This is a genomic window from Streptomyces albidicamelliae (assembly GCF_025642175.1).
Lineage (GTDB): Bacteria > Actinomycetota > Actinomycetes > Streptomycetales > Streptomycetaceae > Streptomyces > Streptomyces albidocamelliae.
The window spans coordinates 7,519,326-7,533,382 of the sequence record NZ_CP106795.1 but is presented as its reverse complement, the minus strand read 5'-3'; the positions used below and the strand labels follow the sequence as shown (position 1 = coordinate 7,533,382).

17 protein-coding genes are annotated in these 14,057 nt (G+C 70.4%); 8 read left to right on the top strand and 9 right to left on the bottom strand.

Annotation, left to right across the window (positions count from 1 at the left end):
• Nucleotides 1-62: 62 nt before the first annotated feature.
• Together N8I86_RS34140 and N8I86_RS34135 are read left to right on the top strand one after the other, a co-directional pair.
• Nucleotides 63-1,319 (top strand): DUF6545 domain-containing protein, encoded by a 1,257-nt coding sequence (locus tag N8I86_RS34140; protein WP_263279549.1) that lies wholly within the window; start codon nucleotides 63-65, stop codon nucleotides 1,317-1,319.
• Nucleotides 1,316-2,740, top strand: a complete 1,425-nt coding sequence (locus N8I86_RS34135) for an FAD-dependent oxidoreductase (protein ID WP_263279548.1) — start codon at nucleotides 1,316-1,318, stop codon at nucleotides 2,738-2,740. The genes N8I86_RS34140 and N8I86_RS34135 overlap by 4 nt, the downstream gene beginning before the upstream one ends.
• A gap of 66 nt (nucleotides 2,741-2,806) precedes the next feature.
• On the opposite strand, the gene N8I86_RS34130 is transcribed toward N8I86_RS34135, so the two are convergent.
• From N8I86_RS34130 to N8I86_RS34120, 3 genes are all read right to left on the bottom strand, one after another.
• Nucleotides 2,807-3,055 (bottom strand): hypothetical protein, encoded by a 249-nt coding sequence (locus tag N8I86_RS34130; protein WP_263279547.1) that lies wholly within the window; start codon nucleotides 3,053-3,055, stop codon nucleotides 2,807-2,809.
• A gap of 167 nt (nucleotides 3,056-3,222) precedes the next feature.
• On the bottom strand, nucleotides 3,223-4,635 hold the full coding sequence (locus N8I86_RS34125) for an MFS transporter (protein ID WP_123440707.1): 1,413 nt from the start codon (nucleotides 4,633-4,635) through the stop codon (nucleotides 3,223-3,225).
• A gap of 210 nt (nucleotides 4,636-4,845) precedes the next feature.
• The gene (locus N8I86_RS34120; protein WP_263280195.1) at nucleotides 4,846-6,150 is read right to left on the bottom strand and encodes a phosphatase PAP2 family protein; all 1,305 of its coding nucleotides are present in this window, start codon (nucleotides 6,148-6,150) and stop codon (nucleotides 4,846-4,848) included.
• Between the two features lie 347 nt (nucleotides 6,151-6,497).
• Between N8I86_RS34120 and N8I86_RS34115 the strand changes: the two genes are divergently transcribed.
• The gene (locus N8I86_RS34115) at nucleotides 6,498-6,713 is read left to right on the top strand and encodes a hypothetical protein (RefSeq protein ID WP_263279546.1); all 216 of its coding nucleotides are present in this window, start codon (nucleotides 6,498-6,500) and stop codon (nucleotides 6,711-6,713) included.
• Here N8I86_RS34115 and N8I86_RS34110 read toward each other — a convergent pair.
• A complete protein-coding gene (locus tag N8I86_RS34110; protein WP_031174240.1) occupies nucleotides 6,710-6,916 on the bottom strand; it encodes a cold-shock protein in 207 nt (68 codons plus the stop codon). The genes N8I86_RS34115 and N8I86_RS34110 overlap by 4 nt on opposite strands.
• 320 nt (nucleotides 6,917-7,236) lie before the next feature.
• Nucleotides 7,237-7,737, bottom strand: coding sequence for a peptidylprolyl isomerase (locus tag N8I86_RS34105; RefSeq protein ID WP_073890744.1), 501 nt, complete (start codon nucleotides 7,735-7,737; stop codon nucleotides 7,237-7,239).
• 309 nt (nucleotides 7,738-8,046) lie between these two features.
• On the opposite strand from N8I86_RS34105, the gene N8I86_RS34100 reads away from it, so the two are divergent.
• The 5 genes from N8I86_RS34100 (at nucleotide 8,047) to N8I86_RS34080 (ending at nucleotide 10,675) form a co-directional block, all read left to right on the top strand.
• On the top strand, nucleotides 8,047-8,229 hold the full coding sequence (locus tag N8I86_RS34100) for a hypothetical protein (protein WP_263279545.1): 183 nt from the start codon (nucleotides 8,047-8,049) through the stop codon (nucleotides 8,227-8,229).
• A 403-nt stretch (nucleotides 8,230-8,632) separates the two neighbouring features.
• Nucleotides 8,633-9,043 carry a VOC family protein gene (locus tag N8I86_RS34095; protein WP_263279544.1) on the top strand — a complete coding sequence of 137 codons (411 nt, stop codon included), beginning with the start codon at nucleotides 8,633-8,635 and terminating at the stop codon, nucleotides 9,041-9,043.
• 166 nt (nucleotides 9,044-9,209) lie between these two features.
• The gene (locus N8I86_RS34090) at nucleotides 9,210-9,584 is read left to right on the top strand and encodes a hypothetical protein (protein WP_073890749.1); all 375 of its coding nucleotides are present in this window, start codon (nucleotides 9,210-9,212) and stop codon (nucleotides 9,582-9,584) included.
• Between the two features lie 190 nt (nucleotides 9,585-9,774).
• Nucleotides 9,775-10,161: an ArsR/SmtB family transcription factor gene (locus N8I86_RS34085; RefSeq protein WP_263279543.1), complete on the top strand. Its 387-nt coding sequence runs from the start codon at nucleotides 9,775-9,777 to the stop codon at nucleotides 10,159-10,161.
• Nucleotides 10,162-10,204: 43 nt separating this feature from the next.
• Nucleotides 10,205-10,675 carry a hypothetical protein gene (locus N8I86_RS34080; RefSeq protein WP_073890752.1) on the top strand — a complete coding sequence of 157 codons (471 nt, stop codon included), beginning with the start codon at nucleotides 10,205-10,207 and terminating at the stop codon, nucleotides 10,673-10,675.
• A 35-nt stretch (nucleotides 10,676-10,710) separates the two neighbouring features.
• Here N8I86_RS34080 and N8I86_RS34075 read toward each other — a convergent pair whose 3' ends face one another.
• The 4 genes from N8I86_RS34075 to N8I86_RS34060 form a co-directional block, all read right to left on the bottom strand.
• Nucleotides 10,711-11,043: a putative quinol monooxygenase gene (locus N8I86_RS34075; RefSeq protein WP_073890753.1), complete on the bottom strand. Its 333-nt coding sequence runs from the start codon at nucleotides 11,041-11,043 to the stop codon at nucleotides 10,711-10,713.
• Nucleotides 11,044-11,137: 94 nt separating this feature from the next.
• Nucleotides 11,138-12,163, bottom strand: coding sequence for an NAD(P)-dependent alcohol dehydrogenase (locus tag N8I86_RS34070; RefSeq protein WP_263279542.1), 1,026 nt, complete (start codon nucleotides 12,161-12,163; stop codon nucleotides 11,138-11,140).
• Nucleotides 12,160-12,912, bottom strand: coding sequence for an iron-sulfur cluster assembly protein (locus N8I86_RS34065; protein ID WP_073890755.1), 753 nt, complete (start codon nucleotides 12,910-12,912; stop codon nucleotides 12,160-12,162). Before N8I86_RS34065 ends, N8I86_RS34070 begins: the two co-directional genes overlap by 4 nt.
• A 1-nt stretch (nucleotide 12,913) precedes the next feature.
• Nucleotides 12,914-14,020 carry an amidohydrolase family protein gene (locus tag N8I86_RS34060; RefSeq protein ID WP_241840839.1) on the bottom strand — a complete coding sequence of 369 codons (1,107 nt, stop codon included), beginning with the start codon at nucleotides 14,018-14,020 and terminating at the stop codon, nucleotides 12,914-12,916.
• Nucleotides 14,021-14,057 lie beyond the last annotated feature (37 nt).

The following is a 14,057-nucleotide window of genomic DNA, read 5'->3' as shown; positions in this document are numbered from 1 at the left end:
ATCCGTACAGCCGGGCGCGCCCACCAACCCCCCACACTGCGCACCTCTGATCGGAGTCCCCGGTGAGCTATGTCGTCTACCTGGCGGCCGCCATCTTGGGCATGGCGGCGATCCTGCTGTTCCGGCGGCCACGCCAGGCGCTGACGAATCCCCTGACCGCCTCTACCTGCGTCTCCATCCTCATCGGCGCCTGCTGCTTCTCCGCGGCCGCACCGGCGACCCTGGCGACGGTCAACCGCATGACGGGCATCGCCAACTTCGGTGCCCCGATGACGTATTCGCTCATCTCCGCCTACAGCTGCTCGCTCTTCATCCTGCTGATCTACTGGCGGGGCGGCCCGGTCGTCACCCTGAGGCGTACGGCCCTCGCCTTCATCGGCGTGTACGGGCTGCTCATCGCGGCCATCATCACCCTGTTCACCGTCGGCGACGCCCATGTGGAGAGGCTGCGGGACCTCGACACCTACTACGCCAACACGCCGTACATCAGGGAGATGATCGTCCTCTACCTGCTCGGCCATCTGGTCTGCTGCCTGGTGATCTGCGGAGTCTGTCTGCTGTGGACCCGGCAGCTGCGGCAGGAGACCGCCTCGCCCGCCGCGGCGGCGGGCGCCGGCCCGGGCGCACCCGCGGCGAGCAAGGGCGACCGGCTGCTGCGAGCCGGGCTCTGGCTGATCGTCATCGGCCTCGGGATGGACATGAGCGGCTTCGTGCTGGCGAAGATCATCGCCGTGACGGCTCGCTGGTACGGCCGGGACCTGGACTTCCTGTCGACCACCGTGGCTCCGCCGCTCGCCTCCGTGGGCGCCGTGATCTGCTCACTCGGGTTCGTCCTTCCCCGGATCGTGCCCGCGGTCGGAGCGCAGTGGCGCAGTCTGCGCCACTACCGCAGACTGGCGCCCCTGTGGAAGGTGCTGAGGCATGTCCCGACCGCGTTCGTGTCGCCCAGCACCTGGTACCGACTCCCTCAATCACGCCTGCGCATGCGCGAGATGGCCATCCACGACGCCCTGCTCGTCCTCACTCCTCACCTCGACGAGCGAACGGGCAGCGGCGTGCTCCGGCGAGCGCTGGCAGCCGGGTGCGATCCGACCGCCGCGCGGGCCAAGGCCGAGGCCTCCATGGTCGTGGAGGCCGCCAGGCAACTCGCCGGGGGCGCGGCCGACTCGCTCACCGAGCCGGGCACCTACGAGCTGCGCACCTCCAAGGACGCGAGCCGCGGACTGCTGAGACTGGCGCAAGAGCTGAACACCCCCGGCACTGTCACCGGCGTCGATCCGCTGGCAGCGCCCACGCACGGAACGAGGAATGGATCATGACAGGTAGAGCGGTCGTCATAGGGGCCGGGATAGGCGGCATGCTGGCCGCCGCGGCGCTGGCTCCCGCCGTCGGCGACGTGGTCGTCGTAGAGCCGGACGCACTCGCCGACGGACCGCACCAGCGGAAGGGGCTGCCGCAGGGGCAGCACGCCCACTTGCTGATGGCGGGCGGTCTGGACGCCATGCGGAGTCTGCTCCCGGGCCTGGACGTGCGCCGGTACCTCCTCGACGCCGGGGCCGTCGAGGTCTCCCTCGCCTCCGGTCTCCTCGCCCGCACCCCCGACGGCTGGTTCTCCCGCTTCAGGCACGACAGCCACCACCTGCTGACCTGCACCCGGGCCCTGCTCGACTGGGCGGTGCGCGCCGCCGTCCTGAGCCGCCTCAGCAACGTCAAGATCGTGCAGGGGAAGGCGCTCGGCCTGGTGGGCACCGCGCAGCGCGTACAGGGGGTCAGGGTCGCCACCGACGCCGGAGAGGACCTGCTCCGGGCGGACCTGGTGGTGGATGCCGGGGGACGCGGCTCGCGCATCGTGCACTGGCTGGCCGACCTCGGGATCGACGGCATTCAGGAGAAGGTCGTGGACACCGGCCTCACCAACGCCACCCGCATCTACCGCCGGCCGGCCGTCGTCACGGACTGGCCGCTGACGCTCCTCCAGGCCGACCCCTACCGCGGCGAGCCCGGCCGCAGCGGCATGATCCTGCCCATCGAGCCCGACGACGGGGGTGAGCGCTGGATGGTCAGCCTGGCGGGCACCAAGGGCGGCGAACCCCCCGCCGATCCGGCCGGTTTCCTCGCGTACACCTTCGACGCACTGGCGGATCCCGTCATCGGCGAGCTCATCTCGCACGCGGAACCGCTCACGGACGTCGTCCGCACCCGGGGCCGTATGACCCGCAACGTGCGCCGGTACTTCGAGCAGTCCGCGAAGTGGCCCGAGGGGCTGGCCGTCGTGGGGGACGCTCTCGCGACGTTCAACCCCGCGTACGGCCAGGGCATGTCGGTCGCGGCCCAGCAGGCCGTGACGCTCCGGGACGCCTTCGACCGTGCGGACGTGACCACGCCCGGCCTCGCGCGCGGGATCCAGCGCGCGGTGGCCGAGCACGTCGACGGGCCCTGGACCACGGCGGTCAGCCAGGACGTGCTGTACCCCTTCGTCACGGGCGCCGCCCCCACGGTCGCCGACCGCGTCGCCGCCCGGTACGCCCGCAGAGTGGCAGCCACCGCGACGGTGTCCTACCCCGTGGCCCGTGCGCTCTGGGACGTCACGGGTCTCCGGGCCGGACCCGCCCGGCTCATGTCCCCCGGCACGCTGCTGAAGGTCCTCCTCGGCCCGCCCGCGCCGCTCAACACCGAGATCCCCCTCAAGCCCCGCGAGCGGCGGACGCACCGCGAACTGCGGTGCGTATTGCAGGAGTAGAAGCGGGGCCGGCCGGGTCACGTTCCCCTGGTGCCGGGCCGGGGGCTGCCTTCGACCACCCTCGGATCAGGACCCCGGCCCCGGCTCCGCCTCCCCGGTGCCGTACGACTCCCGCTGCCACTGGGCCTCGCAGAGGAGGTCCAGGCCCTGGCGCAGATGGCGGCGGTAGGTGCCGTAGGGCAGACCGAGGCGGCGGGCGGCGGCCTCCTGGGTGGGGGCGCCCGAGAGGTGGCCCGCGGTCAGGGCCTCGCGGGCGCGCACGCCGCGCGGATCGCGGGCGAGGTCGTCCACGGCCTGGCGCAGCAGGGCCCGCAACGGTGGACAGGGGTTTTCGGACCCCGAAGGTTCGCGCGGGCGTCGTGATCCGGGGCCGAAACGGTTCCTCCCCCGCCGACATCGTGCGGCGGGGGAAGAGACCGTCGGCGCCGCTGCCTCTCGTGGTGGCAACGGTGCCGGTCCGGGGGCGGGGTAGGCGCGGTGGTTCAGCCCGTGACGGAGGTGGTGGCGGCGCGGGCGCCCTCGTCGGTCGGGGCGGCCTCGCCGTCGTCCAGGGAGACGTCCTTGGTCTCGTCCCCGAGCAGGAGCGCGACCAGCGTCAGCACCGCCATCGCGGAGAGGTAGACGCCGACCAGCCACGGCGAGCCGTCACCGGCCTGCCAGAGCGCCACGGCGATGAACGGGGCGACGGCCGCCCCGAGGATGGAGCTGACGTTGTACGAGATGCCGGACCCGGTGTAGCGCACGCTCGTCGGGAACAGCTCGGGCAGAAGCGCGCCCATCGGGCCGAACGTCATGCCCATCAGCGTGAAGCCGAGGACGAGCCACAGCACGACACCGAGCGTCCCCAGACCGATCAGGGGCACCCACACGAGTCCGAAGACCACGATCGCGGAGGTGACCAGGATCAGGGTGGTGCGTCGTCCGTACTTGTCGGCCAGCGGGCCGGAGACGAGCGTGAACACGGCGAAGAAGAGCACACCGAAGATCATCATCAGGACGAACGTGGTGTAGCTGTAGCCGAGGCCGGGTACGGCGGCGGTCTTCGCGGTACGCCCGTAGCTCAGCGAGAACGTGGTCATCAGGTAGAAGAGCACGTACGTCGCCAGCATGAAGAAGGTACCGAGGATCAGCTGCCTCCAGTGGCCGCGGACCGCGTCGGCCAGCGGCAGCTTCCGCACCTTGCCGCTGTCGCGGTTCTTGGCGAACACCGCCGACTCGACGAGCCGCGACCGTACCCACAGCCCGATGGCGACCATCACGGCGGAGAACAGGAACGGGATGCGCCAGCCCCAGCTGAGGAAGGCGTCGGACGGCTGGGTGGGGTCGGCGCCCGTCGCGGACGGCAGCAGGGCGCCGATGACCAGGAACAGCCCGTTGCCGATGATGAAGCCGAGCGGGGCCCCGAGCTGCGGGAAGGTGCCGTACAGGGCGCGCTTGCCGCGGGGGGCGTTCTCGGTCGCGACGAGCGCGGCGCCGCTCCACTCGCCACCCAGTGCGAAGCCCTGTGCGAGCCGCATGAGCACGAGCAGCGCGGTGGCGATCCAGCCGGCCTGCGCATAGGTGGGCAGCACGCCGATGAGCAGCGTGGCGAGGCCCATCGTGAGCAGGGAGACCACCAGCGTCCGTTTGCGGCCGAGGCGGTCGCCGAGGTGCCCGAAGAAGATCGCGCCGATCGGGCGGGCGACCATCGCGGCACCGAAGACGGCGAACGACGACAGCAGCGCCGTGGTCGGGTCACCGCCCGGGAAGAACAGGGACGGGAAGACCAGGACGGCGGCGGTCGCGTAGACGTAGAAGTCGTAGAACTCGATCGTCGTGCCGATGAGGCTCGCGACGAGGACGCGGGAGCGCGGATTGACGGGGGCGCGGGCGGGGCCGCTGGCTGGTGCAGGCATTGCTGGGTCTTTCGCGCGAGGTGCAGAGCGGTTGCCGGGGTCCCGCACCCCGCACGCGTCCCCTCGCCGAAACACCGTGCGATTTGTACGGGCACTTAACAATGTCAGGCGTCTCGCTGCACGGAAAGTCGGTGCCACCATGTGAGACACCGGTATGCGCTTGCCATCGGCCCGGACGGGGCCCACCCCTCGGACGGCGCCGGGCTCCCCCTACGGGACGGCGCTCAGTCCGGGCCGCGGTTCCGGGTGCGATGCCGACGCGGTCCGCGGTTCCCACAGCCTGGTGAGGTGGAGGTAGCCGTGCACCACCGAGCCCAGCGCCAGCAGGAGGAGGGGTCCGAACGCCCACGGGTGCCGGGCCATGTCCACGGACAGAAAGCGGTACGACAGCAGGAGTGCGGTGAAGACCGCGGCTCCGTAGGCGGCCAGCATGATCCCCGACCGGTCCCCGCCGCGGTCGTACGCGCGCAGCGCCACCTCGATGGTGAGGGTGAAGACGACGCCGGCCACGAGGTCCACGCCGTAGTGGTAGCCGAAGCCCAGCGTCGCGGTGAGGGTCGCGGTCAGCCAGAAGGCGCCCGCCGCGCGCAGGACGCGCGGGCCCGTGCGGGTGTGGATGAAGATCGCGGTGGCCCACGCGGTGTGCAGACTCGGCATGCAGTTGCGAGGGGTGAGCCCGTCGTACGGCACCGGGTGCGGACTGCCGATCGAGGGCGGCGTTCCGGGCCACAGGTCGGCCACCGCCCATTGCACGCCACCGGTGCCGGAGGCGCCGGGGCCGTAGGCGAAGACCGGTCCGACCACCGGGAAGAGCATGTAGATGCCCGGCCCGAGCAGGCCGATCAGCAGGAAGGTGCGCACCAGGTGATGGCGCGGGAAGCGGCGCTCGACCCGCACGTTCCGCAGTTGGTAGAGCGCGACGACGACCGCGGCCACCGCGAGCTGGGCGTACACCAGGTCGAGAACGTGGGTGCCTACGGGGTCGGTGGCCGCGACGAGCCGGCCGACCAGGAACGACGGGTTGCCGAGCGCGTGGTCGGCGGCGGCCACGTACGGATCGAGGACCATCGGGCGGGTCTTCGCCGTGATGAGCAGCCAGTTGTCGCCCGCCTTGCGGCCGGCCACGAGCAGCAGTCCCAGACCCACGCCCTCCAGCAGCAGCCGTTCCCGGCCGGTGCGGCGTGTCACGGCGATGACCGCGTAGCCCGACATCACCCACACCGGGCCGCTGGCGAAGAGGTGGACGTCCGTCATCCCGCCCTCGATCGCCCACCGCACCGGCATGAAGACGGCGTCGACTCCGATCGCGGCACCTGCCGCGATGAACCGTTGCCGCCAGGTGAGCACGACCATCATCAACGCCAGACCGCCGTACAGCGGCCCCGGTTTGGGGGAGAATATGGCGTCCTTCACCCAGTCGGCGATCGGCTCCGGGTCGCCGGAGCTGCGACGGGCGACGATCTCCAGCGTGACGACGAAGGCGAGGGCCACCACGGCCGCCAGGGCCCACAGCATCGCCCGCGGTCGACGCCCGGCGGCGAACGTGGTCTTGGCTTGTATTCGCGAGAACAACCGCGAGACTGGAGGAGTCAATTCTCTGGCCGATGTGTTAGTTGCTGGTCGAATGGGTCATCTCGTGCCGAACAGTGCCGATTTCCGGTCGGGGACGCGCGACGAGGGCGCTCGTCAACAGCCGATCATGCCATCGGAGCGGTGCCGGACGCCGCCCTGGTGACGGGCCGCACACCGGCCGGCCGGAACCGGCCGGGGAAATCTCCGACGGCTGCCGCGAACTCCGCCGGGACGGGCGGAGTGACGCTGTCCGCGCCGGTCGGCGTGGCCCGGTCCGCGCCGGTCGGGCGATGACGCGCAAGGAGTCCCCCGGCGCCTGGGCCGAGCGGGTGAAGGCGGGGGCCTTCCGCGACGTGCGCGTGCGGGGCGGCGGGGAGCGCCGCGAGCACCGCGGCTCGGGCCGGAGGCCGGCGGCGAGCGCCCCGGGGTGGAGGCCGGATCCGGCCACCGACGAAAACGTGGCCCCCGGAGAGAACTCCGGGGGCCACGCTCAGGGCATCGACTAGGCGACGACCGTGATGTTCTCGGCCTGCGGGCCCTTCTGGCCCTGCGTGACGTCGAAGGTCACGGCCTGGCCTTCCTGGAGCTCACGGAAGCCGGAAGAGTTGATGTTGGAGTAGTGCGCGAAGACGTCGGGGCCCCCGCCGTCCTGCTGAATGAAACCGAAGCCCTTCTCGGCGTTGAACCACTTCACGGTCCCGCTGGCCATGCGTTTACCTCTCGGTCGAGCCGGGTCCGCACCGTGCAGACCCGCAATGGTCGTCCTGGAAGCGCCCATACATCAAAACGCCCGCACCTGGCGGCACGGGCAGGAACGGCGAACCACGACAACCACTGCGACGCTACACGCCGCGTTCGTCCAACGCCAGAGAGAAACAGCCCAACGGGGTCAATGATCCCTGTCGCATCACCTGAGTGACCCCATCACGCCACCTCCGCGGGCCCGCCGCGACGGCCGGCGCCGGCCGTCGCGAAGAACCGGGAGCGCGCAGGCGCGCGCTCCCGGTCAGGGGCTTCGGCGGACGGGGCTCAGCCCTCCAGCTTGCCCGACTCCCGGACGGAGATGGGCTTCGAGGTGCGGCCGGACTGGGAGCCCAGCTTCTCGATGGTGTCGACCACCTCGGTGCCCTCGACGACCTTGCCGAAGACGACGTGCTTGCCGTCGAGCCACGGGGTGGCGGCGGTGGTGATGAAGAACTGCGAGCCGTTGGTGTTGCGGCCGGCGTTCGCCATCGAGAGCAGGTACGGGCCGGTGTGCTTCACCTGGAAGTTCTCGTCCTCGAACTTCTCGCCGTAGATGCTCTTGCCGCCGGTGCCGTCACCGCGGGTGAAGTCACCGCCCTGGAGCATGAACTGCGGGATCACACGGTGGAACGGGGAGCCCTTGTAGCCGAAGCCGTGCTCGCCGGTGGCCAGCTCCAGGAAGTTCTTGGCCGTCTTGGGCGTGACGTCCTCGAAGAGCTCGAAGACGATCCGGCCGGCGTCCTGGCCGGCGATGTCGATGTCGAAGAAAACGCGGGGATTACTCATGGTCCTATTCTGACAACACCGGACCGCCGCCCTGCGCGCGACCCAGACCACTTCACCTCATCGCGTTGCTCCGGCCCGCCGCCGCGGCCCCGCGGCACCGCCTCGGAGCGCCGCCGTCACGGCGTCGAACGGGGCGCCACCGCCCCGGGGACAGCCCTGAACTGTGACACGGTTCACTGGCCAGCCCCGGCGCACACCGGGGCCCCACCCGCGCCCCGAGCGCCTCACGGGCCGGCAGCGGGGCCGGGACGACGCCGCGGGCCGAAAAACCGGAGGCCGACGTGGACCCGTGGCGGGTTCAATGCGCGCATGGACGACGCACTGTGGGACAGGCTGCCGTTCGAGGCGCGCGCGGAGGTGGACGAACTCATCGCCGTCCGTCGCCATGTGCAGGCCATCGCGTTGATGCGCGAGCGGATCGGGGCACCGCGGCCGAGCATCCATGACTGCGTCGACCTTCTGGAGTGGCGTGCGAAGGTTCTGCGGGGCTAGGGCCTGTCGTTTGGATCATGCCCGCGTCGCGGGGCGTGGCACGCGCGTCTGCGGCGTTGTCGTCGGTTGTCGACGCTCCGCGTCGCCGCCCTCCTCCGCCTTGCAGCTGCACGCACCACGCCCCGCTCGGGTCGGCCGACAAGGCACCGTGGGCCAGGCGGGCCTGATCCAAACGACAGGCCCTAGGGGGTCCTCACGACGGCACCCGGCCCGGTCGTGTCGCCTCCTTTTCCCTGGGCGATTCAAGGCGCGGGCCAATACATGACTGAGTGTGAGAGACGGTGCGCCTGCCATACGGATACCGCGCGGCAATGACACCGTGCGGGCACCGCGTCGGGACGCTCCGCCGGCGTTACCGTGGCCACGCATCGACCGCCCGAGAGCGCTGGAGGAGCGAGCGGCCATGGAGATCGTGACGTCACAGAAAATCACCACGTTCCTGATGTTCGAGGGCGAAGCCGAGAACGCGATGACCTTCTACAGCACGCTTTTCGACGACGCCGAGATCGTCAGCATCCAGCGTTACGGCGCGGACGGCCCCGGCAAGGAGGGGAGCGTGCAGCACGCGACGTTCTCGCTCGCCGGCGAGCAGTTCATGTGCATCGACAGCCCCGCGAAGCACGCGTTCGCATTCACCCCCGCGATCTCCCTCTTCGTGCAGTGCGCGGACGAGGCCGAGATCGACCGCCTCTACACGGCACTGGCCGAACAGGGCACGGAACTCATGCCGCTGGGCGACTACGGCTTCAGCCCGAAGTTCGGCTGGATCAACGACAGGTTCGGCGTCTCCTGGCAACTGAACCTGTCGGCGTAGCTACCTGTCACAAGTGATCACTGGTGTATCAACTTCCATCCCTGCTTGATCAGTTCGCGCCGTTCTCGGGCAGGCAACTCACTCCCGCGGTCGGGGCGCCTACGGTGCGATCACGGGCGGGCTCGCTAGCGGGTCCGCCGAGGCCGACATCCAAGGGGAGGCGCCGATGGCGAACGTGGAAGTGGCACTCAAGGAGATGATGACCGGGATCGAGGGGGCGCTGGGGGCCGCCGTGGTGGACTACACCAGCGGCATGGCCCTCGGCACTCTGGGTGGGGGCAAGGGCCTGGATCTGGAGGTCGCCGCGGCCGGCAACACCGACGTGATCCGTGCCAAGGTGCGCACCATGGAACACCTCGGCCTGCAGAGCCAGATCGAGGACATCCTGATCACGCTGGGCCAGCAGTACCACCTCATCCGGCTGGTGACCGGCCGGAACGGCAACGGCCTGTTCCTCTATCTCGTGATCGACAGGGAGCGTTCCAACCTGGCGATGGCCCGCCGCCAACTCAAGCGCATCGAAGAGCAACTCGAGGTCTAGACGTTCTTCGAACCGGGCTGACGCATGCCCATGAATTGAAGAATTCTTCAAGTCATCACATGGAGAGGACGACAATTCATGAACGAGAGCTGCCCTGACCGAGAAAGATGAACAGGCATGACTCACGGCGCGGCGGCGCCCCGAGCCGCCGCCGCGCCGCGAGAGGCCACCCGAGAGGCAGGAAGAGCGCATGCAGGTCCCTCTTTACCAAGCCAAGGCCGAGTTCTTCCGCATGCTCGGACACCCCACGCGCATCCGGGTCCTGGAGCTGCTGCAGCACGGCCCGGTACCGGTACGGGACTTGCTCGCCGACATCGAGATCGAACCCTCCAGCCTCTCGCAACAGCTCGCCGTGCTGCGCCGCGCCGGCATCGTCGTCTCCATACGCGAGGGCTCCACCGTCAGGTACGCCCTCGCCGGCGGTGACGTGGCCGAACTGCTGCGCGCCGCCCGCCGCATCCTGACCGAGCTGCTCGCCGGGCGGAACGAACTCCTCGCGGAACTGCAGCAGTCCGACACTCGCCCGCCGCGCGTGCCGGCGGCCGACGAACCCTCCGTGGCGACCAGCACCCGCTGAAACCCCTTCATCGCCGTGGCCGGCGGTGTGGCACGATCTCCGTGTGGAGTGGGCGACTCTCATAGGGACGGCCCTCGGAGCGGTGCTCGGGGTCGGGGCGACGCTGATGGGCGAGCACCTGCGCTGGCGGCGGACCGTCAGGGACAGCAGGCTGCACACCCGCCGGACCATGTACGCGGACTGCCTGGTCGCGCTTCGCCGCGCTCATGAGGCCATGCGGCTGGCCGCCGACGAGGAACACGCGGATCCGCAGGCCAGGGCGGCCAGGATCCGGCAGGCGTTCCAGGCGTCGGGGTGCGACGAGGCCCGGGAGCGGCTCGTCCTGACGGCGGACGCCGAGGTGGGCGAGGCGATAGACGCCTCGTACCACTCCCTGCGCCAGGTACGCGAAACGCTGGCGTCCGGGTACACGTTGACGTCCGACGAGTACCACACCGCCCGGCAGGCCCATGGGGACGCGACCCGGGCGGCCCGTGCGGTGCTCCGCGACGATCTGGCCGCTCTGGAGGCCTGAACCGGCCCCGGACAGGGCCGGCGGGCGTCGGCGACTCAGCGGGAGGTGGGTACGGCCATCTCGCCCAGCTCCGACCAGTCGTCCTGGGGGACGGTCACGTTGACGATCCTCGGGGTCTCGGCGAGATAGGCGGGCAGGGTCGCGCACGCCGTGGCGAAGTGCTCGGTGCCGACGTGGGCGGCGCCGGCCTCGTCGTCGCGGAACGCCTCGATCAGCACGTACTCGTTGGTGTCGTCGAGGCTGCGTGACCAGTCGAACCACAGGCACCCCGGTTCCGCGCGCGTGGCCTGCGTGAAGGCACGGGTGAGCTCGGGCCAGTCGTCCGCGTGCTGGGGCAGGACACGGAAGCGGGCGGTGATGAAGATCATGGGCTTTCCCGGTCTGTCGTGGCTGACCGGCGGGGACGCTCCGCCCCCGCCGGCTCGCTGTCGTCCCCGTCCAGGGGCTGGGTCAGGGTCAAGATCAGGGTACGAGAATGGCCCGCCCGCGGACGCGTCCGGCGTCGAGGTCGTCCAGCGCGTCCTGGAACCGGTCGAGCGGGTAGGAGGTGGTGTGCAGCCGCACCTTGCCCTTGGCCGCCAGGACCATCAGCTCGCTCAGGTCGTTGTACGAGCCGACGAGGTTGCCGATGAAGCTGATCTCGGCGGAGATGATGTCGATGGTCGGCACGTCGATGTTCTCGCCGTAACCGACGACGTGGTAGTCACCGGCCCTGCGGAGCATGCGTACGCCGTCCCGGGTCGCGCCTCCCTCGCCGACGAAGTCGATCACGACTTCGGCTCCCCGGCCGCCGGTCAGCTCCAGCACCCGCTCCACGTGGTCCCCGTCGGCGAGGACGCCGTGGTCGGCGCCGATGGTCTCGGCCAGCTTCAGCGCCTCCGGGTTGCGGTCGACGACCACGATCTCCACGGCGGTCAGCGCCCGCAGCACCTGCACTCCGATGTGCCCGAGCCCGCCGGCGCCGATGACCACGCAGCGGTCCCCGGGGCGCAGCCTGCGGGCCGCCTTGGCGACGGCGTGGTAGGCGGTCAGCCCGGCGTCGGCCAGGGCCGCGACATCGGCCGGCTCCAGGGCGTCGTCGATGCGGACGACACTGCGGGCGGAGGTCTTCAGGTACTCGGCGTAGCCGCCGTCGGTGTCGATGCCGGGGAAGAGGCTCTGTTCGCAGTGGACGTCGTCGCCGGACCGGCAGGCCCGGCACAGCCCGCAGGTGATCAGGGGGTGGACGATGACCTTGTCTCCCTCGGACACATGGGTGACGGCGGCCCCGACGGCGTGCACCCAGCCGGCGTTCTCGTGCCCGATGGTGTACGGCAGCGTGACCCCGGACTTCTCCGCCCACTGTCCCTCGAGGATGTGCAGGTCGGTGCGGCACACACCGGCGCCGCCGATCCTGACGACGACGTCGTAGGGGCCGGGGGCGGTGGGAACCGGCACGTCCGTCATCTCGGGGTTGCGGCCGTAGGCGACGACCTGGACTGCTTTCACGGGGGCTCCTTGCAGGGGGTGACGAGGGTGGTGTCCTCGGCGCGCGGGGTCTGGTCGGGGGCGGAGTCCGGGTAGCGGGTGCGCAGCAGACCGCGGCAGAAGTGCGCGTTGCCGTCGATCGACCGTCGCACCGACCGGGCGAAGCGCAGGCGCAGTGGGATCTCGCCCGGCGGACAGGGGTGCCCGTCGTCGTCGACGAGGACGGGTGCGGCCGGATCCGTGCCGAGGCCGACCGCCTCGCGCCGCAGCAGCAGGGCACGGGTCGCCGCCGTGTCGGGGAGGTCGCCGAGCACCACGCCGCCCAGCCGCTCCTCGGTCAGCTCGGGGTCCTGCCGCAGCAGCTCGCTCAGGGCCCGTTCCATCGCCGCGGTGTGGGCCTTGCGGCGGAAGATCAGCCGCAACTCCTCCAGGTCGTTCTCGGCCTCGGCGCCGAAGGTGCCGCGGTAGCCGGCGTCGGCGGCCAGGCCGCGGTTGATCAGGTCGGAGTCGTGGTGGTCGTCGAGCAGAACGGTGACCGCGGTGGCGTCGGGCAGGGCGGCCAGGGCGTCCTTGGCGTCGGAGGCCATCAGGTAGGCGAAGTTCGGGGAGCAGAAGGACGTCGGCAGTCTGAGGTGCACCGTGAGCCGGTGGTCGGGGCCGGCCTCGACCGAACGGACGAAGCCGAGATCGGTGATGGGTTCGTCCAGTTCGGGATCGCGGACGGCGTCCAGCGCCCGCCTGGCCCGCTGCACCAGGGGGTCGGCGGGCATGTCACGCCTCGGTGGGCTGCGTGGCGACGGAGGCGGCCCCCGCCGGGCCCGCGGCCGAGGGGGTGCCCGCGGTCGTGGTCGTGGTCGCCGCCGCGGCGGGCACCGGGATGTCGTACAGGGCGGCCGCGTTGAGGCCGAGGATCTTCTTCTTCTGTTCCACGGTGAGCGGCTGGAACTCGCCCTGCATGTCCTCGGGGATCTGGAAGTCGACGAACCGCTCGATCAGCCACCGGGGCGTCCACAGCGCGTAGTCGCTGCCGAAGAGGATGCGGTCCTCGTCCAGCCAGTACAGCAGCTCGCTGATGATCTGCGCCCAGTAGCGGGGCCGGGTGTGGATGAACGGGACCGCCACGGCGAGGCCGGCGTAGACGTTGGGCTCCTGCGTGGCGATCCAGCAGAAGTCCTCCAGCCGGGGCAGGCCGCAGTGCTCGACGACGAAGTTCAGGTCGGTGAAGTCCGTGGCCGCCGCGTCGACGTCGGCTACGTCGAACGCGTCGCGGTCCAGCGGACGGATCGTCGGGCCCTTGTGGACGTGGATGTTCTTGATGCCCAGTTCCTGGCACGCCTCCAGGTAGCGGTAGGCCCACGGGTCGCTGAGCTTGTACCCGCGCGAGTCGCCCTGCCACTCGGCCGTGTAGAGCTTGACGCCCTTGAGCCGGAAGCGTTCGGCGTCCCGGCGGAGCCGGTCGAGGCCCTTCTGCTCGAACCGGGGGTCGAAGCAGTGGTTGTAGGTCAGCTTCTCGGGGTGTTCCTCGGCCAGCGCGAAGGCTTCCTCGGTCTGCCCGAAGCCGTTCCCGTAGAACGCGCCCAGATACGCGGGCTGGAAAATCGCGTGGTCGACGTATCCGTCGACGAAGAGGTCCTTCATCAGCCGCTGTCCGCCGTAGTAGAGGAATTCCTCGTACGGCCACACTTCCGGCTCGGGGCTGAGATTGCGGTGGTAGTCGTAGAAGCAGTCGATGAACTGCTTCCCGTGGATGTTCAGCTGGTTCTCGGGGCGCGCGTCCCACAGTGCGACGTGCGCGTCCACGACGAAGTAGTTCTCGCCGTCCTTTGTGTACATGTCGGCCTCCGTCCCGGTGACGACCTCGATCTCGGAAAGCGACATTGAGCAGACTCGCATGAGGCGGGCAGCGCCCCCATTG